At 69.6% G+C, this 19,946-nt stretch carries 21 protein-coding genes; 17 read left to right on the top strand and 4 right to left on the bottom strand.

Going from position 1 to position 19,946, the window contains the following annotated elements:
* From B4V06_RS12600 to B4V06_RS12565, 8 genes are all read left to right on the top strand, one after another.
* Positions 1 to 1,626, top strand: coding sequence for an AMP-binding protein (locus B4V06_RS12600; RefSeq protein ID WP_498170094.1), 1,626 nt, complete (start codon positions 1 to 3; stop codon positions 1,624 to 1,626).
* 171 nt (positions 1,627 to 1,797) lie between these two features.
* On the top strand, positions 1,798 to 2,499 hold the full coding sequence (locus B4V06_RS12595; protein WP_123112333.1) for a helix-turn-helix domain-containing protein: 702 nt from the start codon (positions 1,798 to 1,800) through the stop codon (positions 2,497 to 2,499).
* A gap of 148 nt (positions 2,500 to 2,647) precedes the next feature.
* Positions 2,648 to 4,078 carry an ABC transporter substrate-binding protein gene (locus tag B4V06_RS12590; RefSeq protein ID WP_123112332.1) on the top strand — a complete coding sequence of 477 codons (1,431 nt, stop codon included), beginning with the start codon at positions 2,648 to 2,650 and terminating at the stop codon, positions 4,076 to 4,078.
* Positions 4,078 to 5,010, top strand: a complete 933-nt coding sequence (locus B4V06_RS12585) for an ABC transporter ATP-binding protein (protein ID WP_123112331.1) — start codon at positions 4,078 to 4,080, stop codon at positions 5,008 to 5,010. Before B4V06_RS12590 ends, B4V06_RS12585 begins: the two co-directional genes overlap by 1 nt.
* Positions 5,007 to 5,705 carry an ABC transporter ATP-binding protein gene (locus B4V06_RS12580; RefSeq protein ID WP_123112330.1) on the top strand — a complete coding sequence of 233 codons (699 nt, stop codon included), beginning with the start codon at positions 5,007 to 5,009 and terminating at the stop codon, positions 5,703 to 5,705. Before B4V06_RS12585 ends, B4V06_RS12580 begins: the two co-directional genes overlap by 4 nt.
* Positions 5,702 to 6,736 carry a branched-chain amino acid ABC transporter permease gene (locus tag B4V06_RS12575; RefSeq protein ID WP_123112329.1) on the top strand — a complete coding sequence of 345 codons (1,035 nt, stop codon included), beginning with the start codon at positions 5,702 to 5,704 and terminating at the stop codon, positions 6,734 to 6,736. Before B4V06_RS12580 ends, B4V06_RS12575 begins: the two co-directional genes overlap by 4 nt.
* A 79-nt stretch (positions 6,737 to 6,815) precedes the next feature.
* The gene (locus B4V06_RS12570; RefSeq protein WP_498170092.1) at positions 6,816 to 8,045 is read left to right on the top strand and encodes a branched-chain amino acid ABC transporter permease; all 1,230 of its coding nucleotides are present in this window, start codon (positions 6,816 to 6,818) and stop codon (positions 8,043 to 8,045) included.
* A complete protein-coding gene (locus tag B4V06_RS12565) occupies positions 8,042 to 9,061 on the top strand; it encodes a 3-oxoacyl-ACP synthase (RefSeq protein ID WP_123112327.1) in 1,020 nt (339 codons plus the stop codon). The genes B4V06_RS12570 and B4V06_RS12565 overlap by 4 nt, the downstream gene beginning before the upstream one ends.
* 63 nt (positions 9,062 to 9,124) lie before the next feature.
* On the opposite strand, the gene B4V06_RS12560 is transcribed toward B4V06_RS12565, so the two are convergent.
* Positions 9,125 to 9,529 (bottom strand): MaoC/PaaZ C-terminal domain-containing protein, encoded by a 405-nt coding sequence (locus B4V06_RS12560; RefSeq protein WP_123112326.1) that lies wholly within the window; start codon positions 9,527 to 9,529, stop codon positions 9,125 to 9,127.
* A gap of 249 nt (positions 9,530 to 9,778) precedes the next feature.
* Between B4V06_RS12560 and B4V06_RS12555 the strand changes: the two genes are divergently transcribed.
* The 6 genes from B4V06_RS12555 (at position 9,779) to B4V06_RS12530 (ending at position 13,228) form a co-directional block, all read left to right on the top strand.
* On the top strand, positions 9,779 to 10,777 hold the full coding sequence (locus B4V06_RS12555; RefSeq protein WP_123112325.1) for a phosphate signaling complex PhoU family protein: 999 nt from the start codon (positions 9,779 to 9,781) through the stop codon (positions 10,775 to 10,777).
* Positions 10,778 to 10,887: 110 nt separating this feature from the next.
* The gene (locus tag B4V06_RS12550) at positions 10,888 to 11,271 is read left to right on the top strand and encodes a DUF7971 family protein (protein ID WP_498170090.1); all 384 of its coding nucleotides are present in this window, start codon (positions 10,888 to 10,890) and stop codon (positions 11,269 to 11,271) included.
* 97 nt (positions 11,272 to 11,368) lie between these two features.
* Complete coding sequence (locus B4V06_RS12545) at positions 11,369 to 11,650, top strand: ubiquitin-like small modifier protein 1 (RefSeq protein ID WP_123112323.1); 282 nt, start codon at positions 11,369 to 11,371, stop codon at positions 11,648 to 11,650.
* Entirely contained in the window at positions 11,647 to 11,991 is a 345-nt protein-coding gene (locus tag B4V06_RS12540) for a MoaD-like domain-containing protein (RefSeq protein WP_498170088.1), read from the top strand. The genes B4V06_RS12545 and B4V06_RS12540 overlap by 4 nt, the downstream gene beginning before the upstream one ends.
* Positions 11,991 to 12,425: a DUF8048 family protein gene (locus B4V06_RS12535; RefSeq protein ID WP_498170087.1), complete on the top strand. Its 435-nt coding sequence runs from the start codon at positions 11,991 to 11,993 to the stop codon at positions 12,423 to 12,425. The genes B4V06_RS12540 and B4V06_RS12535 overlap by 1 nt, the downstream gene beginning before the upstream one ends.
* A gap of 83 nt (positions 12,426 to 12,508) precedes the next feature.
* The gene (locus B4V06_RS12530; RefSeq protein ID WP_498170086.1) at positions 12,509 to 13,228 is read left to right on the top strand and encodes a fumarylacetoacetate hydrolase family protein; all 720 of its coding nucleotides are present in this window, start codon (positions 12,509 to 12,511) and stop codon (positions 13,226 to 13,228) included.
* Between the two features lie 511 nt (positions 13,229 to 13,739).
* Here B4V06_RS12530 and B4V06_RS12525 read toward each other — a convergent pair.
* From B4V06_RS12525 to B4V06_RS12515, 3 genes are all read right to left on the bottom strand, one after another.
* Positions 13,740 to 14,960 carry a DUF418 domain-containing protein gene (locus B4V06_RS12525; RefSeq protein ID WP_498170085.1) on the bottom strand — a complete coding sequence of 407 codons (1,221 nt, stop codon included), beginning with the start codon at positions 14,958 to 14,960 and terminating at the stop codon, positions 13,740 to 13,742.
* A gap of 101 nt (positions 14,961 to 15,061) precedes the next feature.
* Positions 15,062 to 16,132 (bottom strand): Gfo/Idh/MocA family protein, encoded by a 1,071-nt coding sequence (locus B4V06_RS12520; RefSeq protein ID WP_123112318.1) that lies wholly within the window; start codon positions 16,130 to 16,132, stop codon positions 15,062 to 15,064.
* A gap of 78 nt (positions 16,133 to 16,210) precedes the next feature.
* Positions 16,211 to 17,962, bottom strand: coding sequence for a thiamine pyrophosphate-binding protein (locus B4V06_RS12515; protein WP_123112317.1), 1,752 nt, complete (start codon positions 17,960 to 17,962; stop codon positions 16,211 to 16,213).
* A 130-nt stretch (positions 17,963 to 18,092) separates the two neighbouring features.
* Between B4V06_RS12515 and B4V06_RS12510 the strand changes: the two genes are divergently transcribed.
* Genes B4V06_RS12510 through B4V06_RS12500 form a run of 3 tightly spaced genes read left to right on the top strand, consistent with a single transcriptional unit; the run spans position 18,093 to position 19,863 of the window.
* Positions 18,093 to 18,857 (top strand): sugar phosphate isomerase/epimerase family protein, encoded by a 765-nt coding sequence (locus tag B4V06_RS12510; protein ID WP_123112316.1) that lies wholly within the window; start codon positions 18,093 to 18,095, stop codon positions 18,855 to 18,857.
* Between the two features lie 5 nt (positions 18,858 to 18,862).
* Positions 18,863 to 19,309 carry a DUF5789 family protein gene (locus B4V06_RS12505; RefSeq protein ID WP_498170082.1) on the top strand — a complete coding sequence of 149 codons (447 nt, stop codon included), beginning with the start codon at positions 18,863 to 18,865 and terminating at the stop codon, positions 19,307 to 19,309.
* Positions 19,309 to 19,863 (top strand): adenylate kinase, encoded by a 555-nt coding sequence (locus B4V06_RS12500; RefSeq protein WP_123112314.1) that lies wholly within the window; start codon positions 19,309 to 19,311, stop codon positions 19,861 to 19,863. Before B4V06_RS12505 ends, B4V06_RS12500 begins: the two co-directional genes overlap by 1 nt.
* Positions 19,864 to 19,946: the final 83 nt, after the last annotated feature.

Genomic DNA, 19,946 nt, shown 5'->3' with positions numbered 1-19,946 from the left:
ATGTCGGACGACACGCCCGGGGCCGACGGCGCTCGCGGCCGAGGCGACGCGCCCGACGGCGACGACGCCGGCGGTGCGGTCGATCCCCGACCACACCCGCACGGCGACCGCGCCTACGAGTGGGTCGGGTCGCTGTCGGCGCGACGTGCGCGGCTCTCGCCGGACCGCGTCGCCGTCACGGACACGGCCGCGGGCGAGGAGTACACGTACGCCGAGCTCGACGAGCGCGCCAACCGCACCGCACGGTTCCTTCGCGACGTCGACGTCGGGAGCGGGGACCGCGTCGCGGTGGTCTCGCGGAACCGCGTGGAGCTGCTCGACCTGTTCTTCGCGACGGCGAAGGTCGGGGCGGTGTTGGCTCCCCTCTCCCACCGGCTCGCGGAGCGCGAGCTCGCGGCGGTCCTCGGCGACGTCGACCCCGCGCTGCTCGCGGTCGAGACGCCGTTCGAGGGCGACGCCGTCGACGCCTTAGAGCGCGCCGACGTCGAGCCGCCGGTCCGGGCGATCGCGACCGACGGGGACAGCGCGTGGCGCACGCTCGGCGACGACCTCCCCGACGACGGCTCGCCGGTCGAGACCGCCGCGGTCTCGCTCGCCGACCCGCACCTCTTCCTCCACACCGGCGGCTCGACGGGGACGCCGAAGGAGACGGTGATCAGCCACGGCGCGATCCGCTGGAACGCGTTCAACACGATCACGGCGTGGGGGCTCCGCGAGGACGACGTGACGCCGATGGTGTTCCCGATGTTCCACACCGGCGGGTGGAACGTGCTCACCGTCCCCTTCCTCCAGATGGGCGCGCGGATCCTGTTGAGCCCCGAGGTCGATCCCGGCCGCGTCCTCGCCGACGTCGAGCGGGAGGACGCGACGACCCTCGTCGCGGTTCCGGCGGTGCTCCGGATGATGGCCCGCCACGACGAGTGGGCGGAGACCGACCTCTCCTCGCTGCGGTTCGTCAAGAGCGGGGGCGGCCCGTGCCGCGAGAGCGTGATCGACGCGTGGCGAGACCGCGGCGTCGAGATCTCGCAGGGGTACGGACTCACCGAGTGCGGCCCGAACAACTTCGCGATGCCCGACGGCTTCCCGCCGGAGAAGACCGCCAGCGTCGGCGTCCCCGCGCTCGCGGTCGACGCGCGCGTCGTCGACGAAGACGGTCCGGTCCCGGACGGGACGGTCGGCGAGCTGGAGCTGGCCGGGCCCGCGGCGGCGGACCGGTACTGGAACAACGCCGAGGAGACGGCGGAGACGTTCGGCGACTGGGTGTCGACGGGCGACCTCGCCCGCGTCGACGCGGACGGCTACTACCACATCGAGGGCCGGAAGAAGAACATGTTCGTCTCCGGCGGCGAGAACGTCTACCCGCCCCGCGTGGAGGACGCGCTCACCGACCACCCGGGGATCGAGGAGGCCGTCGTGATCGGCGTCCCGAGCGACGAGTGGGGAACGGTCGGGAAGGCGGTTCTCGTCGGCGACGAGTCGCTCACGCTCGACGATCTGCGCTCGCACCTCGCCTCCCGCGTCGCCCGGTACGCGGTGCCGAAGGGGCTCGCGTTCGTCGACGAGATGCCGACCTCGGGTCCGTCGAAGATCGACCGGACCGCGATCAAAGACCGGTTCGGGAAGTGACCTGCGGTCGCCGAGATCGGACACTCGCTCCGAGATCGGACACTCGCTCCGAGATCGGACACTCGCTCCGAGATCGGACACTCGCCCCGAGATCGGTGTTTTCGGTCGCTTTGCGCCGCGAGCGGTTTTCTAAGGAACAACCGTTATATATGTAGAAGATAAGGAGGGGCCATGATCGACGTCACGATGGACATGGAGCAGTTCGACTGCCCGTTCATCGACACCTCCGCGGACCACGACGTCGGGTTCTCCGCGATGCACTGGCAGCTCGACACGGCGGCCGAACAGCTGGAGACCCGGCTGCTCGTGGAGTCCCCCGACCGCTACGAGCTTGGAGAGGGGCTCTCGACGCTCCGCGACCACGAGAACATGGCCGAGTACAAGCTGTTCTCGAAGCGGGACGGGACGGCGATCATCCGGACCGTCATCGAGGAGACGAACGCGATGTCGACGATCACCGACCACGGCGGCTACATCACGGGCCCGTTCCGGATCGCGAACGGCTCCGAACAGTGGCAGGTCGGCTTCGACGACGAGGCGACCACGGAGGCGGCGCTGCACGACTTAGAGAAGGGCAACGAGTTCGTCGTCGAGGACCGATCGAAGCTGGCGATGGAGTCGCTGTTCGACACCATGCGCAACGCGAACGCCGCCTCCACGATGCTCGACGCCTGTCGCGACCTCACCGACGTCGAGCGCGACACCATCGAGACGGCCGCGGACGCCGGCTACTTCGAGTCGCCCCGCGAGGCGACCCTCTCGACGCTCGCCGACGAGTTCGACGTGTCGACGGCGGCGGTCTCGAAGAACATGCGGCGCGGGGAGAAGAAGCTGCTCCGCAGCGTCGTGCAGGCGCTCGACCGGATGAACTGACCCGGGAATCGCGGTCCACGAGGAGCGATCGGCGAATCGGATGTTCGTCGTCCGAACCCCGTGTTTCGGGGGATTTTCCGCGTTTTCGCGCCGCTTGTTAACATCTTAACTCGTCCCCTTTTGCGGGTGTGGTCACACCGATATAGGTATGCGAGACGTGACCACACGGCGATCGTATCTTCGACGAACTGGCGCGGCGGTCGGAGGGGTCGGCCTCGCCGGCCTCGCCGGCTGTAGCGGAAACGGCGGCGACGGGTCCGACGGGAGTGACGGCTCCGACGGGAGTTCCGGCGATGACGGGAGCGACGGCTCCGGCGGGAGCGACGGCGGCAACCTCTCCGGGGAGACGGTCCGGATCGGGGCGCTCCAGCCCACCTCCGGCGACCTCCAGTACTACGGGCAGATCAGCCTCATGGGGTTCTACTCCGGGCTGGCGTACAAACACGACGTGGACCCGGTCTCGGAGCTCACGCCCGGCACCTACACCGTGGAGGCCGACGGGGGTCCGACGTACGAGATCATCGTCGAGGACACCGGGTTCAGTCCCGACACCGCCCAGAACGTCGCGACGAACCTCGTACTCGACGAGGACGTCGACATCCTCTTCGGGGGGACGTCTTCGGACAGCGCGCGGCGGCTCATCGACACCGTCGTCGACGAGACCGATGTGCCGTATCTGATCGGCCCCGCGGCCGACGCGGGGATCACGGTGAGCGACGAGTTCTGTCACCCGCTGGCGTTCCGCGCGAGCGAGCACACGGCGATGGACGCGCGGGCGGGCGGCACGTACGTCGCCGAGAACTTCGACATCGACACGGTCGCGGTCTTCGCGTCCGACAACGCGTTCGGGCAGAGCGTCGCGGAAAACTACGCCGCGGTCTTGGAGAGCCAAGGGGTCGAGGTGCTGGAACCGCGGTTCGTCGAGGTCGGCTACTCCGAGTTCGACGGGCTCTTCGAGGATGCCGTCTCCGACGGCGCGACGGGCGTCGTCGGCGGGTTCACCGCGTCGACGCTGCCGCAGTTCCTCACCTCTGCGATCTCCTTCGACGTGCAGGTGTTCGGCGGCTTCGCCGCGCTGCTCACGACCAAGCTCATCGGCGGCACCATCGAGTCGGCGCTCGGCGAGGACTTCACCGAGCAGGACATCCGGGACGCGGGACTGGGGCCGTTCACCAGCCGGTACCACTGGAACCAGTACGAGAACCCGATCAACGAGGAGTTCCGGGAGATGCACGTCGACGCGTACGACATCGTCCCCGACCTGTTCAGCTCCGGGACGTTCACGGCCGCCTCGGCGCTCTCGCAGGCCGTCACGGAGTCCGGGTCCACCGACGGCGCCGACATCGCGGAGGCGCTGCGCGGCATGACGGTCGCCGACACGCCGAAGGGCGCCGACGGCTACACGTTCCAGGAACACAACAACCAGGCCGCCTCCCAGATGACCGTCGCCTGGCCGGTGCCCACCAGCGACGAGTACGCCGACACGTGGGACGCGCCGATCATGCCCGGCGAGCCCCTCGAACGCCTCGACGCCGAGGACGTGATGGTCCCCGAGGAGGACGCCGGCTGCTCGCTGTGATGCTGCTCGAAACCGACGGGCTGACGAAGCGGTTCGGCGGGATCACGGCCGTCAACGAGGTCGATTTCGCGCTGGAGGCCGGCGAGCTCTGCTCGCTCATCGGGCCGAACGGCGCCGGGAAGACGACGTTCTTTAACCTCCTCACCGGAGTGTTGGAGCCGTCCGACGGCGCGATCCGGTTCGCGTCGAGCGAGGGAGGAGACGGCGGGGCCGACGAAAGCGGCGTCCGGGACATCACGGACGCCCCGCCCCACGAGACGGCGCTCGCCGGCATCCACCGGTCGTACCAGATCACGAACCTCTTCCCGACGCTCACGGTGCTGGAGAACGTCCGGATCGCGGCGCAGGCGGCGCGAGGCGCCGACGCGTGGAAGCTCTGGCGCAACGTCAAGGGGTTCGACGAGCACTACGCGGAGGCTCGCCGGATCCTCGATCGGATCGGGCTCGCGGGCGAGGGCGAGACCGTCGCGAAGAACCTCAGCCACGGCGAGAAGCGAAGCTTGGAGGTGGGCGTCGCGCTCGCGGGCGACCCCGATCTCCTGCTGCTGGACGAGCCCACGGCCGGCGTCTCCAGCGAGGGCGTCGACGACGTGGTCGCGCTGATCGAGGACGTCGCCGCCGATCACTCGGTGATGCTGATCGAACACAATATGGACGTGGTGATGGGCATCTCGGACCGTGTCGCGGTGTTACACCGCGGCGAGCTCATCGCTGACGGTCCCCCGGAGTCGGTCCGCAACGACCCGGCGGTCCGCGAGGCGTACCTCGGCGGCTACGGCCGCGAGGGCGACGCGACGGAGACGGGCACGGACGCCTCGCCCGACGGCGACGGCTCCACGGCGGCGACGGACGGGGGACGGCGGATCGGTCCGTCGGCCGCTCGGAGGCTCGCGTCGTCGCCGACTCCGAACCGCGGGGGTGACGCCCGGTGAGCATGTTGGAACTCGACGGCGTCCACACGTACTACGGCGAGAGCCACATCCTGCAGGGACTCGATCTGTCCGTCGAGGACGACGAGATTGTCGCGCTCGTCGGCCGTAACGGGGTCGGAAAGACGACGACGCTGCGGACCGCGCTCGGGCTGACCCCGCCGCGGCGCGGGACGGTTCGGTTCAAGGGCGAGGACGTCACCGATCTCGAGCCCCACGAGATCGCCGCACGGGGGATGGGGTGGGTGCCGGAAGACCGGCGGGTGTTCGCACACCTGACGGTCGCCGAGAACCTCCGCGTCGCCGCCCACGCGGCCGCCGACCCGGACGCTCGACTGGGGGAGGCGTACGACCTGTTCCCGGCCTTGGAGCGGTTCGCCGACAAGGAGGCCGGCGACCTCAGCGGCGGCCAACAGCAGATGCTCGCGATCGCCCGGGGGATGTTGGGCGACAACGACCTGCTGCTCGTCGACGAGCCCAGCGAGGGGCTCGCCCCGCAGATCGTGAGCGACGTGGTCGAGGCGCTCCGGGCGGCCTCCGCGGACACGACCATGGTGCTCGTCGAGCAGAACTTCCGGCTCGCGATGGACCTCGCAGACCGGTTCTACCTCGTCGACCACGGCGTCGTCGTCGAGGAAGGAGATACCGAGGGCGTCACCAGCGACGACGAGCGGGTCCGGAGGTACCTCACCGCATGAGCGCGACCGCGCTCTCCCTCGGCGTCGCGGACCCGGCCCCGCTGCTCGCGACGGGCGGCGCCGTCGACGGGCTCCGGACGGCGATCGGCGTCCTCGTCGAGGGGCTCGGCAAGGCGGCCGTCTACTTCACCATCGCGGTGGGGCTCACCCTCGTCTTCGGACTGATGGGCGTGCTCAACTTCGCGCACGGCGCCGTCACGATGGTCGGCGCGTACCTCGGCGGACTCGTGCTCGTTCTGGTCGTCGGCTCCGGGACGGGGACGCTCGCGACGATCGGCGTCTTCTTCGCCGCGATGGCGATCGTCTTCGCCGTCACCACCGCGGCGGGCAGCGTCATCGAGCTGAAGCTGATCCGTCCGATCTACGACCGGACGCCGACCTACCAGATCCTGCTCACGTTCGGCGTCTCCCTGATCATCGAGGAGATCGCCCGGATCGTGTTGACGCTGCGGGGGATCCAGCCGGACCCGCAGTGGCAGGCGCCGATGGGAACCACTCCGGACGTGCTGTTGGGGCGCACCGACTTCCTCGGGATCGCGGTGCGGCGGCTCTACCTGTTCGAGGTCCTGATCGGCGGCGTCGTCCTGGTCGCCGTCTGGCTGTTCCTCACTCGCACGCTGTACGGGCTGTACATCCGGGCCGGCAGCGAGGACACGGAGATGGTGCAGGCGCTCGGGATCGACGTCCGCCGGGCGTTCACCGTCGTCTTCGGCGTCGGGACGGGGCTCGCCGCGGTCGGCGGGGTCCTGCTGATGTGGGACCCGATCTGGGGCCCGAGCGTCCTGTTGAGCGTCGACGTGCTGCTGTACGCGTTCGTCGTCGTGATTATCGGCGGGCTCGGGAGCTTCCGCGGGACCGTCGTCGCCGCCGGGATCGTCGGGATCGCGGACTCGGTGACGACGTGGCTGTTCACGACCGGCGCCGTCACCTTCTCGGGCCTCTCCGAGGTGACCATCTTCCTGCTTCTGGTCGGCATGCTGATCGTCCGGCCACAGGGGCTCTACGGCGTCGAGGAGGTGGGGGGCCATTAGCGACCCCGCCTCCCCCGCCGACGACGCGGGGAACGACGCCGGGCGCGACGACGCGGAAATCAGCGGCGACGACCGCGCCGTGACGCTCGCCGACTACCTCCGGGACCACGCGGTCCACGCCGCCGTCGTCCTCGTCTTCTTCCTGTATCCGCCGGTCAACGGAGCGCTGGAATCGTCGCCGCTGGCGGCCGAGACGGCGGCGTTCCTCCCCGGGATCACGTTCATGATCGCCGTGTTGTACATGGGGCTGTTCGCGATGAGCTTCGACTTCGTCAGCGGCTACACCGGCTACCTCTCCTTCGGCCACGCCGCGTTCTACGGCACCGGGGCGTACTTCGTCGTGCTCGCGGCCAACGGACAGATCCCCGGGATCCCGGGCGGGACGCCGTTCATGATCACGCTGCTGCTCGGCGCGCTGCTCGCCGCGCTGTTGGCGGTGGTCATCGGCTCCGTCTCGTTCCGGCTCACCGGCGTCTACTTCGCGATGATCACGCTCGGGTTCGCGCAGGTGATCTACGAGCTGATCCGGTCGTGGGGGTACGTCTCCTCGAACCCCCAGGAGGGAGCGACGATAAGCGGCGACGGGCTCGCGATCGGGGTACCGTACGTGGACGGGCTGAGCCTCCGGGTCGGTCGACTCACCGGCGAGAGCATCGAGAATCTGCTCGGGCTGGGGATCGACGTCTCCGCGACGGTCGTCTCCTACTACGCGCTCGGCGCCGTCGTCCTGGTCTCGTACTTCGCGATGCAGCGGATCCTCCACTCCCCGTTCGGGCGGGTGATGGTCGCGATCCGCGAGAACGAGGAGCGCGCCCGCGCGGTCGGCTACCCGACCTACCGGTTCAAGCTGGCCGCGTTCGCGATCAGCGGCTTCTTCGGCGCCGTCGCCGGCGGGATCTTCGCCGCGTACTCCCGGTCGGTGTCGCCGGACAACTCGTACTTCTTCCTCGTCACGGCCGACGCGCTGATCACAACCATCATCGGCGGGTTCGGCACGCTGGCCGGACCGCTGTACGGGACGGCGTTCCACCAGTGGCTGGAGGACGTGCTCTCCACGGAGAGCGGCGGGCTCGCCACGTACATCCGCGAGGGCGTCCCGGCGGCCGTCCTCGAGACCGAGATCGCCGGGCTCAGCGTCGAGCTGTTCGTCAACACAGCGCTCGCGGGACGAGCGCCGCTGTACCTCGGGATCGTCTTCGTGCTGTTCGTGCTGTTCGTCCCGAACGGGATCCTCGGGACCGTGCGCGACCGCCTCGGCGGGACCGTCGGTAAGCGGCTGCCGGAGCGACTGCGGAGGTACCGCCGATGACGGTCGGAGTCACCGGGCTCGGGACGTACGTCCCGCCCGATACGATCGCCGGCGCGGAGATCGCCGAAATCAGCGGGATTCCCGAAGAAGTGGTCGTCGAGAAGATGGGCGTGACGGAGAAACACGTCTGCCCGCCCGACGGCGACCACGCGACGGACATGGCCGAGACGGCGGCCCGCGAGGCGCTCGCGGACGCCGACGTCGACCCGGGTGACGTCGACCTCCTCTTATATCACGGCTCGGAGTTCAAAGACCACGTCGTGTGGTCGGCCGCGGCCGCGATCTGCGAGGCGCTCGGCGCCGAGAACGCCTACGCCACCGAAAGCTACACGCTCTGTGCGGGCGCGCCGATCGCGCTCCGACAGGCGAGGGCCCAGCTCGCGGTCGAGGAGGCCGACACCGCGCTGCTCGTTTCGGCGAGCCGCGAGGAGGACCTCGTCGACTACAGGGACGAGGACGCGTCGTTCATGTTCAACTTCGGGAGCGGCGCGAGCGCGTTCGTCGTCGAGTCCGACCCCGGCGACCGGGCCCGCGCGACGGTCCACGAGAGCGCGGCCGAGACCGACGGCTCCTTCGCCGACGACGTGGTGATGCCGGCGGGCGGGTCGAAGCGCCCCCCGAGCGAGGCGACGGTGCGTGAGGGGCTCCACACGCTTCAGGTCCCCGACCCGGACGGAATGAAAGAACGGCTCGGCCCGGTCTCGCTGCCGGCGTTCCTGTCGGTCGCCGATGAGGCGCTGTCGCGCTCGGGATTCGACCGCGGCGACCTCGACTTCGTCGCGCTCACGCACATGAAGCGGTCGTTCCACGACCGCGTGTTGGCGGAGCTCGGGCTCGACCCCGAGCGGCACGGGTACTACCTCGACGAGTACGGTCACGTCCAGAGCGTCGATCAGGCGCTCGCCGTCGAGGAGGGGATCGCCGACGGTCGGCTCGCCGCCGGCGACCTCGTCTGCTTCCTCGCCGCGGGCACCGGGTACACGTGGGCGGCGACGGTGCTCCGCTGGCACGGGTGAGCTGATTTATAAGTGAGCGACGCGGTAGCCGCGTCACTCCCTTCGCGGTCACTCCTTTCGCCGCTATTCCTCGTGCGCCAGCGAGAGGACGGTCGCCTCGCCGTCGAGGACGCGCTCGTCGCGCGCGTCGACGAACGCCTCCGTCCGCACTCGGAGTCGGTCACCGCCGAGGTCCTCGACCACCTCGACGGCGGCCCGGACCGCCTCGCCCGGGCGGACGGGGGCGTCGAAGGTGAGCTCCTGTTCGAGGTAGATGATATCGCCCGGGAGCGACGCGAGCGCCGCCGAGACCGCGGCGGCCGACAGCATTCCGTGCGCGACGCGTCCGCCGAACATCGTCTCCGCGGCGTACGCGTCGTCGAGGTGGATCGGGTTCTCGTCGCCGGAGAGCTCGGCGAACGCGTCGATCGCTTCCGCCGTGACCTGTACCTCGTGGGACGCCGTCTCGCCGACGCTCGCGACTGGCATACGTTTTCGATCCGCGTCCGGACGCCTCAAGCCCGGGGTTCACCCTCGAACGTCCGAGGACGCGCGACCGACGTCACGAGAGATATATATTACTATATAAATTGGGTTTTAGATATCAGGCATCTCTTTGTCACCCTCCGTCACGCATCGTGTACGCCGCATAAACACCGTTTAATGTGGCCTATACCGGGCGAACAAGGAGTATATATTTTGGATAGATTTAAGGGATAACGTGTGTTATCCCGATGCATGGAAACGAGGAAGGTGCAGGTCACCGGCGGTTCGACGTATACGGTCTCGATCCCGAAGACGTGGGCGACCGACAACGACGTGGAGGCCGGCACCGAAATCGAGTTCTTCCCCGACGGCGACTCGCTGTTCCTCACGCCGCGGTCGGAGGAGGAGCGCACGCGCGGGACGCTCGACATCAGCGACCTCGCCGGGCAGGCGCTCACGCGCGCGGTGACGACGATGTACGTCAGCGGGTTCGACGTGATCGAACTGGCGGGCACCGAGATCACCACGGAGCAACGCTCCGCGGTCCGCGAGGCCGTCCAGAGCCTCGTCGGGCTGGAGGTGTTAGAGGAGACCCGCGACCGGGTCGTCATCCGGGACCTGCTCGACTCCTCGGAGCTGTCGATCCACAACGCCGTCACCCGGATGCGGCTGATCTCGCTGTCGATGCTGGAGGACGCGATCGCGGCGCTCTCCGAGCGCGACCACGACCTCGCGCGCGACGTGATCGGTCGCGACGACGACCTCGACCGGCTGTGGCTCGTGGTCTCCCGGATCTTCCGGGCGACGCTCCGCACGCCGAAGGCGGCCGAGGAGCTCGGGCTCCCGCGCGAGGAGTGCTTCGACTACCACTCCAGCGCCCGCCAGCTGGAGCGGATCGGCGACCACGCGACGAAGATCGGCCACCTGACGCTCAACATCGAGGAGCCGCTCCCCGACGAGGTCGTCGACGCGGTCAGCGAGCTCCACGGCGACGCCGTCGAGGTGATCGACACCGCGATGGACGCGCTGTTCGCCGACGACAGCGACGAGGCTACCCGTCTCGCGAACGAGGCCCGCACCGGCGTCAGGGCGATAGACGAGCGCGTCCGCGCGATCGACGAGTTGCTCCGGGACCTGGACCCCGCGCGAGCACAGCTGCTCGGGCTCGTCGTCGACTCCGTGCTCCGGTCGGCCGACTACGGCGGCAACATCGCCGAGACGGCCCTTCAGAAGGCGGCGCCGACGCCGTGAGCGCCGACGGCGGAAAAACGCGATCGAGGGAGCGGCAGCGCCGACCCTCCGACACCGAGCGGATCGCCGGGTGAGCGGGTTTTTTGAGCGTCGCCGCCGGAGCCTTCGGCATGCCAGAGATAGAACTCGGCGTGCCGCGAGGGGTCGTCGAGTCGCTGCCCGAGGAGGACGGCACCGCGGAGCAGGACATGCGCCGCGCCATCGCCGGGATCCAGTCGCGGATCAACGAGGAGATCGAAGGGGCCGAACCAGCGGAGGCGGCCGAGGTCGTCGCCGACGCGGTCGAGCGCATGGAGACGCAGGCGAGCACGTACCACGAGTACGTCCCCGAGCTGCGCGCGTGGGGCCAGTCGCCGATCTACGCCATCGCGTGGCGGAACCTCTACGTGGAGCTGATCGGACAGCTGTACGAACACGAGTGGCTCGGCGACGAGCTGGGCCGCGAGCGCAACTTCCGGCTCGTCGAGGACGGCATCCGGCTCTCCGACCTGTAGGGGTCCGCCGCTTCGTGTTGCGGCCGACTCGGTCGATCGCCTCGCAGGGATCCCCGCAGCCGCCCGTTTTTAAGCCGCGGGGCTCCGATAACCGGGTATGGAACTGGAACTGCGGTTCTTCGCGACGTTTCGCGAGGCCGCCGGCGGGAAGACCGTCGAGGCGGAGTTCGCCGACGGATCGAGCGTCGGCGACGTGTTGCGGGAGCTGGAAGACGAGTACGAGGAGATGGCCGGCCGCCTGATCGTCGACGGCGATCTCGCCCCCCAGATCAACGTGCTGAAGAACGGCCGCGAAGTGCTCCACCTCGACGGGCTGGAGACGGCGCTGGAGGACGGGGACCGACTCTCGGTGTTCCCGCCGGTGGCCGGCGGCGCATGACCGTCGACGGCGGGGCGAACGACGGGGGCGAGTCCGACGACGAGCTCCCTTCGGCGGAGGAGGGCTGGGAGCGCGAGACGGTCGCGTACCGCGGGATCTCGCGGCGGCTCGCGGCCCACTACCTCGTCAACCTCGGCGGCGAGCTCGTCGGCACGGACGACCCGGCGGAGGCGACCCGCGTGGACGGCGACGGGTGGCGCGTCGCGCTCAGCGCCGAGACGGTCACGGCCGCGGCCGCAATCACGCTCACCGAGGTGACCGCGGAGTTCGTCGGGGATCCGGAGGCGCTGGCGGAGCTCCTCCCGAAGTACCGGCAGAAGGCGATGCGGGCCGGCGGCTGATGGGCGGGGACGAGGAGGCCGACGGCGCGGGTCGAGAAGCCCCCGACGGCGACGGGCCGGGCGACTACCCGATCGACGGGCCCGCCCTCGTGAAGACCGCCGCACTCGCGAGCGTCCCCGCCGAGCGGCTCCCCGCCCTCCTCGCCCGCGTGCAGGCGGATCTCGGGCCACGGATCGACGACTACCGCCGGCGGTACGAGCGCATCGCCACCGAGCCGGATCGCGAGACGTTCCTCGTGGAGCCCGAGCACTGGGAGGACGTGGGAGAGCGGTTGGAGCTCACGGACCGCGAGCGCGACGCGGTCGCCCGCGCCCACGAGACGGCGGTCGAGCGCGCGGGATCGGGACGGACGCGGCGCGAGGAGTTCGAGACCGCGCTGGAGATCCGGTCGGGCGTCGTGATCGGGACTTCGGGCGAGCGCGCCGAGGACTGACTGCGACCGACCGCGTCCGCGACGACTGAGAACGACCGACCGCGACCGACGCCTTTTCGACGCCCCCGCGTGGACGTGCCGCCATGCGACTCGCACGCCTGCTCACGCCGGACGGGCCGGTCTCCGGACGCTACGAGGACGGGACGGTCGTCGCGGACGACGGACGCTACGAGGTCGGCCGCGACGGGCGGCTCCTCCCGCCCTGCGACCCGAGCGCGCTCTACTGCGTCGGGCGGAACTACGTCGAGACGCTCGACCAGATGGAGTACGAGCGCCCGGAGGAGCCCGACTTCTTCATCAAGCCGCCGGCGAGCCTGCTCGCGCACGGCGAGCCGATCGCGTACCCCGACTGGACCGACGAGCTGACGTACGCCGGCGAGCTCGTCGCCGTCATCGACGAGCGCTGCCGCGACCTCGACCCCGAGGACGTCCCGGAGGTCGTCCGCGGCTACACGATCATGAACGACGTCGACGCGCTCGACCAACAGGGCCGGACCGCGCGGAAGGCGTTCGACGGCTCCGCCCCCCTCGGGCCGTGGATCGAGACCGACGTCGACCCGACGAACCTCGACATCTCGACGACGGTCGGCGGGGAGCAGCGCCAGGACGCCAACACCGAGCTGATGCTGTTCGGGCCCCACGAGATCGTCTCGTACCTCTCCGAGCGGTTCACGTTCGAGCCCGGCGACTGCGTCGCCTTCGGCAGCCCGGCGAACCCCGGGCTCGTCGAGCCCGGCGAGTGCGTCGAGATCACCTACGAGGGCGTCGGGACGCTCTCGAACCGAGTCGTCGACAGGGAGTAGGTGCGAAGTTCGAGGAACCCATTTAAAAAGACGCGGTTGGCGTGCGCCTGCTCGCGCCCCGAAGGGCGCGAGCAGACCGCACGAGGGAGTCGGACCGGCGCAGCCGCGCCGGTCCGACGAGGCTGGGGAGGCGTGAGGTGCTGTGCGGGGCGGGACTCAAAGGGACAGCCGTGAGGCGGGCGCAGGCGTTCACGAGAGCTTTGCTCTCGTGAGCCAATCAGAACGCGGAGCGTTCTGATGACGACGTAAGCACTGCAGGGAGCGACCGAAGTGAGCGACCGAAGCGCGTGGTTCGAAACGGCTTCGCCGTTTCGTCATCGCCGAAAATCTCTGATTTCCGGCTAGCAGTCAGAATCCGATGGATTCTGACGACATCACGAAAGGCGCAGAGCGCCTTTCGAACGACAGCGAGCGTGCGCCCGCCTCACGGCTGGGGCTTTGGACGTGTTCGCTGTCGATCCAGTATCGATTATTTATAAGTGAGCCGCTGGAGTACAGCCTGGGAATCTGATTAGTCCGGATTTCTCATGGGCTGCCGTTCGCCGTACGTCAGGGTCCGCCAGACCCACTCGACGGGGCCGAACCGATAGCGACTGAGCCACGCCACCGACAGCACCACCTGCACGACCCAGATCGCGAGGACGATCCCGTACTGCTCGACGCGGGTCACGGAGCCGAACAGGCCGAGGCCGTGGCCGTAGAAGATCGAGGTCGCGAGCACGGTCTGGAGCAGGTAGTTCGTGAAGGCGGTCCGACCGACGGCGGCGAAGGTCCTCGTCACCGGCCCCTCCGGGCGCCGCTTCGCGTACAGCATGACGAGCCCGAGGTAGCCGCCGGCGACGAGGAGGCTCCCGACGTAGTTGAACTGCCGCCAGTACAGCGCGGCGCCCGCGCTCCAGTCGTTAGCCTCGATGTAGGCGACGCCGGCGACGACGATCGCGACGCCGACGACCCCGCCGGCGACGAGTCGTTTATAAAACCGCGCCGAGCGCTCGCCGGTCAGCACGCCCCAGCGGTACAGCGCCATCCCGAGGAGCATCACGCCGCCGATCCGCCAGAAGCTGGAGCCGATGAAGCCGGTCGTCTGCCGCTGGAACGAGGCGGAGACGCGGTGGTCCATCTGCGCCAGCCAGCCGCTCCGATAGGTCGCCACCTCCTGACGCAACGCGGCCTCGCTCGGCGCCCACTGGGACGCGATCGCGTCGCCGCCGATGCTGACCGCGGCGAACAGCTCCGTGGCGGGGACGAACAGGAGGAAGATCCCGCCGAGCGCCGCGAGCCGCGTCGCGTCCAGGTCGCGGAGCGAGATCAGGAACAGCCCCGTGAACCCGTAGGCGACGAGGATGTCGCCGTACCACAGCAGGTACGCGTGCATGAGCCCGATCGCGATGAGGGCCGCGGTCCGCCGGTAGTGGAGCCGGACCGCGTCCTGGCCCTTCTCCTCTTTGCTGTCGACGAACAGCAGGACCCCGGCGCCGAACAGCGCCGAGAACAGCGTGATGAGCTTCGACTGCGCGAACACGTGGCCGGCGAACCACGCCCAGTAGTTCGCGCCCGTGAAGTCGCCGTAGGCGGCGGCGTCCGCGTAGACGGTGGGGTTCAACAGGCTCGCCTCCGGCATCGCGAACACCCAGACGTTGATGAGCAAGATTCCGAGGAGGGCGAAGCCTCTGAGCGCGTCGAGGCTGACGATGCGTTCGGAGGGGGGCGTCGGACCGGCGTCGCGTGTCACGAGTTGGCTCCGAGGAGGGACCGCAGGACCGAATAGGTTCGGATAGCGGGAGCGGCCGACGCGACGAACTGACTCGTGTGACGGACCGGCCGACGACCCGCTCAGTCCAGCCTGACGGCCTCGCCGCGCTCCGAGGACCGGTAGATCGCGTCGATGACGCGCTGGACGGAGAGCGCCTCGTCGACCGTGTTGATCGCGGGCGCCTCGCCCGCCGCGACCGCTTCGAGGAAGGTCGATTGCTCGGCGGCGTGGCTGTCGCCCTCGCGGGTCTCGACCTCGGCGTCGGAGAAGTGGTGCTGGTCGTCGTCGAAGGATCTCGCCTCGTGGATCGTGAGCTCGTCGCTGCCGCGATCGAACGTCGCGCCCGCCTCGGTCCCCCGGATCACGAACTCGTCGTTCGTCGGGCGGTTCGTCGCCCACGCGACCTCCAGCGACACCGTGTTGCCGTTTTCGTCGCGAATGAACGCCGACGCGGAGTCCTCCACGTCGAACCCGTCGGCGCCGTTGTCGTCGCCCCACATGTGGACGAACGAGTAGTCGTCGCGGTTCCCGAACTCGGAGCGGGTCTGGCCCGACACCTCGACGACCTCCGGGTGGTCGAGGAAGTACAGCGCCAGGTCGATGGCGTGGACGCCGATATCGATGAGCGCGCCGCCGCCGGCGACCTCGTTCGAGGTGAACCACGAGCCGCGGCCGGGGACCCCGCGGCGCCGGACGTAGTTCGCCTCGACGTGGGTCGTCTCGCCGAACCGCCCCTCGTTCTGGTACCCCTTGATCACCTGCACCGGCTCCGCGAACCGGTTGTTGAACCCGACCATACAGAACCCCTCGGCCTCGCGGGCGGCCGCGGCGATACGCTCCGCGCTCTCGACGGTGTGCGCGAGCGGCTTCTCCAGGAGCACGTCGAGGCCGGCCTCGAGCGCCGAGGTCGCGTACTCCTCGTGGAACCGGTTCGGCGTCGTGATCAGGACCGCGTCGCACTCCTCGTAGAGGTCCGCCTCGCTCTCGTAGGCGTGGACGCCGAACTCCTCGTGGAACCGCCGTCGAGCGTCGGCGTCGATGTCCATGCCGCCGACGAGGTTCGCGCCGCGTTCGCTCAGCTTCGTCGCGTGGTGGGTGCCGATGCCGCCGAGCCCGACGATGCCGACGGCGACGTCGTTCGCGTGAGTCATGGACGGGATTCACAACGAATGTTGTTAAGGTTCACGCTCCGATTCGTAGAGGCGATATCGCCCCGAAGCGCCTCCTCGTCACCGATCCCGCGTCATCCACTCGCTCGCCTGCGGTTCCCCTGGGTCCGTGACGACCTCGACGAGCGCGGGCCCGTCGCGGCGCCGGGCGGCGTCCACCGCGTCGCCGACCGCGTCTCGGTCGGTCACGCGCTCCGCGGGGACGCCCATCCCGGACGCGACGCGCACGAGGTCGAGCCCCGCGTCCGCCCAGCCGTACGCGCCCTCGGAGAAGCCGTACGACCGCGACGCCTCCTCGCTGATGATCGCGTAGTCGTCGTTGTTGAGCGCGACGACCGTGACGTCGATCCCCTCCGCGGCGAGCGTGTGCAGCTCGTGGACGCACATCATGAGCCCGCCGTCGCCGGTGAGCGCGACCACGTCGCGGCCGGGGTTCGCGAGCTTCGCGCCGATCGCCGACGGCAGGCCGGTCCCCATCGTCGCCCACGAGCCGGGGTTGACGTACGAGCGGGGGCCCGCCGCCGCGAAGGAGACGAGCGTCCAGAGCCGGAAGCCGCCGGCGTCGGCCGTGACGACCGTCTCCTCGGGAAGCGCCTCGCGAACCTCGCGGAGGACTTCGACGGATCGGAGTGGGTCGGCGGAATCGCGGTCGCTCGCGAGCGCCGCGAACCGCTCCTCGTCGGCGGATCTGACCGCCTCGGCGCGGTCGGCGCCTCGGAGTGCCGGTGATGCCGGATCTCCCCCGTCGAGCCGGTCATCGAGCGCCCGGAGGAACCGGTCCGCGTCGGCGACGATCCCGAGCTCGGTCTCGTAGCCGAATCCAACGTCGTCGCCGTCGAGGGTGACGTGGACGAGCCGGTCCGGCATCGACACGGACCACGAGGCGGTCGCGACCGCGTCGAGGTCGGATCCGACGACGAGCCCGATGTCGGCTGCGGCGAGCAGCTCCCGGAGCGCCGTGCTCGACCCCCCGCAGAGGACCCCGGCGGAGAGCGGGTGCGTCTCCGGGAACACCCCCTTTCCTTTATACGTGGTCACGACCGGGGCGTCGAGCGCCGCCGCGACCGATCGGAGCGCGTCGCTCGCGCCGGCGCGTCGCACGCCTCCGCCCGCGATGATTACCGGGACGTCGGCGTCGACGAGGCGTTCCGCGGCGCGGTCGACGGCGTCGTCGGGGGGCGCCGGCGGCGCGCTCGGCGAGCGCTCGCCGACCGACGGCTGGGGCGTCCGGCTCGCGAGGACGTCCTTCGGGATCCCGACGCGGACCGGGCCTTGCGGATGCTCGCGGGCGACGCGGATCGCGTCGGCGACCGCGGGAACCGCGCCCGCGGGTGAGTCGACGAGGACGTTCTCCTTGACGACCGTGTCGTACGTCTCTGGCGGCGTCTCGTGGATCCCGTCGCCGCCGCGGACCTCCCGTTCGGTCTCGACGGCGAGGTGGAGGAGGGGGACGCAGTCGTTCAGGGCGTTCTTCAGCCCGTTCATCGCGTTCATATCTCCCGGCCCGGGGACGACCACCGTGGCCGCCATCGCCCCGGGCTCGCTCGTCTCGGCGTACCCCCACGCCTGGTGGGTGACCGCCGTCTCGTGACGCGCGACGACGAACCCCGCGTCCCGGTCCGCGAGCGCCTGGTTGAGCGGGAGCGTCTGCTTCCCGGGGATCCCGAAGGCGACGTCGATCCCGCGGGCGAGCATGCGGTCGACGACCGCCTCGGCGACGGTCGGCGCCTCGCCCGCGCCCGGCTCCGTACCGGTCGAGGGCTCGTCGCCGGACGATGGATCGTCGCCGGACGGGGACTCGTCGGTGACCATACTTCGAGGTCGACGGAGCGGATGTTGAAACCTTCGGCGAGGCGGAATACGGGGCGCCGGCGTGGGGGTCAGTATCGACGCGACGGCGAGTGATCCGAACGGATACGTCGCTGGCCGAGTGAGTGGGGACATGGTCGAGATCGCGGTTCAGTTGTACTCGCTTCGATCGCTCGACGCGCCGCTTCCGGACCTTCTCGACCGCGTGGGGGAGGCCGGCTACGACGGGGTCGAGTTCGCCTATCGGGCGCGCGAGTCGCCGGTCGGGGACGTGCTCGCCGCCCTCGATCGGAACGGGCTCGACGCCGCGTCCGCGCACGTCCCGATCGAGGCGTTGGAGGACGTTCCGGCCGAGTGGCTGGAAGGGGAGTTCGAAGAGACGCTCGACCTGTACGATCGACTCGGCGTCGACACCCTCGTCGTCCCCTGGCTCGACCCGGAGCACTTCGAGAGCGCCGCCGCGATCGACGCGGCCGCGGCGCGGCTAGACGACCTCGCGTCCGCGCTCGACGCCGAGGGGATCCGGTTCGCGTACCACAACCACGATCAGGAGTTCGCGACTCTCGACGGCGCTCCCGCGTTCGAACGGCTGATCGACCGAACCCACGGTTCCGTCGGCTTCGAGGTCGACGTCGGCTGGGCACTCGCCGGCGGTGCGGACCCCGCAGCGCTGATCGACGACCACGCCGACCGGATCACGCACGTTCACGCCGCGGACGTCGACGTCGCCCGCGGCGAATCGGTCGGGCTCGGCGACGGCGACGTGGACCTCGACGCGGTCGTCGCGAGCGCGCGGAACGCCGACGCGGAGTGGCTCGTCTACGAGCACGACGACCCCTCGGACCCGATCGCGTCGATCGAGCAGGGGGCTGACGCGCTCCGAAGGGCGCTGCGCTGAGCGCGATGATCCCGGGATCGATGGGCTCGACAGGGTCAGACCGCGCTCCGCCCGCCCTCGCACCTGAAAGCGTGAGAGACGGGGGAGAACCGCCCGAGGGGTCTTCCGCTGGCCGGGACCACACACGTAGCTACTTTACTACTCAGTGTCATATGTCTTGTATGCGTTTACCAGAGACACGCGATCTGTTCGCACGGAAACTCCAGTTTCCGGCGTCACGGGATACGGTGCTAGAGACGGTGGGGAGCACGGAGCTCTCACCTCCGGACGGGGAGGCCACGACGATCCGGACGGTCATCGAGCGGTCCGAGGTGGAGGAGTTCGCGTCGGCCGACGACCTCTACGACACGTTGATGACGCGGGTCGGAGCGCAGTTCATCGGACGCCGGTACTACGACGACCGCGGCGGGATGCCGCAGCAGGCCGACGACGAGAGCGAGGTGAGCTTCTGATGGCGGTCACGCTGGTGTCGGGAGTCACCGGTGTCGGGCTCTCCAGCGTCTGTCAGGCGGTTCGGCGCGGACTCGGAGAGGAGTACAGGCTGATTAACTTCGGAGACGTGATGCTCGAACAGGCCGCGACGAGCGGGATCACGACCGAACGGAAAGAACTCGGTGAGCTCTCTCAAACGCAGACGCGCCGCCTCCAGCGTCGCGCGGGGGAGTTCGTCGCCGAAGAGGCGGAAACCGCGGACATTCTCCTCTCGACGCACCTGGCGGTCGAAACGTCGGCCGGGTACATCCAGGGGCTGCCAGTCGAAGTGCTCCACGACGTTTCGCCGACCGCGTTCGTCCTCGTGGAGGCGGAGCCGGAGACGATTCTCGAACGCCGACGGGAAAGCGACCGCGAAACGCGGGCGGCCACCGAGCGCAAGATCTCCTTCGAGCAGGACCTCAACCGGTCCGCCGCGCTCCAGTACGCGCGCGACCAGAACGCGCCCGTTCGGTTCATCGAAAACGAGGGCGATATCCAAGAGGCCGCCGAGCGCATGGCCGAGACGTTGTGACCGGGTGACTCCGGTCGGTCCTCCTCGCGGGACCGGACCGACCGTAGACGACTCCGCGACGTCGGCGACCGCTACTCTGCGAC

It is taken from the genome of Halorubrum sp. B53, from assembly GCF_059752395.1.
The sequence above is the reverse complement of the archived record's forward strand: the minus strand, read 5'-3'. Positions and strand labels throughout refer to the sequence as shown.

What these genes read in the sequence shown, in the direction of transcription:
- B4V06_RS12590 (WP_123112332.1), top strand. Translation starts at nt 2,648, where the DNA reads ATGCGAGACGTGACCACACGGCGATCGTATCTTCGACGAACTGGCGCG.
- B4V06_RS12510 (WP_123112316.1), top strand. Translation starts at nt 18,093, where the DNA reads ATGGTCGAGATCGCGGTTCAGTTGTACTCGCTTCGATCGCTCGACGCG.
- B4V06_RS12565 (WP_123112327.1), top strand. Translation starts at nt 8,042, where the DNA reads ATGACGGTCGGAGTCACCGGGCTCGGGACGTACGTCCCGCCCGATACG.
- B4V06_RS12575 (WP_123112329.1), top strand. Translation starts at nt 5,702, where the DNA reads ATGAGCGCGACCGCGCTCTCCCTCGGCGTCGCGGACCCGGCCCCGCTG.
- B4V06_RS12555 (WP_123112325.1), top strand. Translation starts at nt 9,779, where the DNA reads ATGGAAACGAGGAAGGTGCAGGTCACCGGCGGTTCGACGTATACGGTC.
- B4V06_RS12560 (WP_123112326.1), bottom strand. Translation starts at nt 9,529, where the DNA reads ATGCCAGTCGCGAGCGTCGGCGAGACGGCGTCCCACGAGGTACAGGTC.
- B4V06_RS12505 (WP_498170082.1), top strand. Translation starts at nt 18,863, where the DNA reads ATGATCCCGGGATCGATGGGCTCGACAGGGTCAGACCGCGCTCCGCCC.
- B4V06_RS12530 (WP_498170086.1), top strand. Translation starts at nt 12,509, where the DNA reads ATGCGACTCGCACGCCTGCTCACGCCGGACGGGCCGGTCTCCGGACGC.
- B4V06_RS12540 (WP_498170088.1), top strand. Translation starts at nt 11,647, where the DNA reads ATGACCGTCGACGGCGGGGCGAACGACGGGGGCGAGTCCGACGACGAG.
- B4V06_RS12585 (WP_123112331.1), top strand. Translation starts at nt 4,078, where the DNA reads ATGCTGCTCGAAACCGACGGGCTGACGAAGCGGTTCGGCGGGATCACG.
- B4V06_RS12520 (WP_123112318.1), bottom strand. Translation starts at nt 16,132, where the DNA reads ATGACTCACGCGAACGACGTCGCCGTCGGCATCGTCGGGCTCGGCGGC.
- B4V06_RS12600 (WP_498170094.1), top strand. Translation starts at nt 1, where the DNA reads ATGTCGGACGACACGCCCGGGGCCGACGGCGCTCGCGGCCGAGGCGAC.
- B4V06_RS12535 (WP_498170087.1), top strand. Translation starts at nt 11,991, where the DNA reads ATGGGCGGGGACGAGGAGGCCGACGGCGCGGGTCGAGAAGCCCCCGAC.
- B4V06_RS12515 (WP_123112317.1), bottom strand. Translation starts at nt 17,962, where the DNA reads ATGGTCACCGACGAGTCCCCGTCCGGCGACGATCCATCGTCCGGCGAC.
- B4V06_RS12595 (WP_123112333.1), top strand. Translation starts at nt 1,798, where the DNA reads ATGATCGACGTCACGATGGACATGGAGCAGTTCGACTGCCCGTTCATC.
- B4V06_RS12545 (WP_123112323.1), top strand. Translation starts at nt 11,369, where the DNA reads ATGGAACTGGAACTGCGGTTCTTCGCGACGTTTCGCGAGGCCGCCGGC.
- B4V06_RS12500 (WP_123112314.1), top strand. Translation starts at nt 19,309, where the DNA reads ATGGCGGTCACGCTGGTGTCGGGAGTCACCGGTGTCGGGCTCTCCAGC.
- B4V06_RS12550 (WP_498170090.1), top strand. Translation starts at nt 10,888, where the DNA reads ATGCCAGAGATAGAACTCGGCGTGCCGCGAGGGGTCGTCGAGTCGCTG.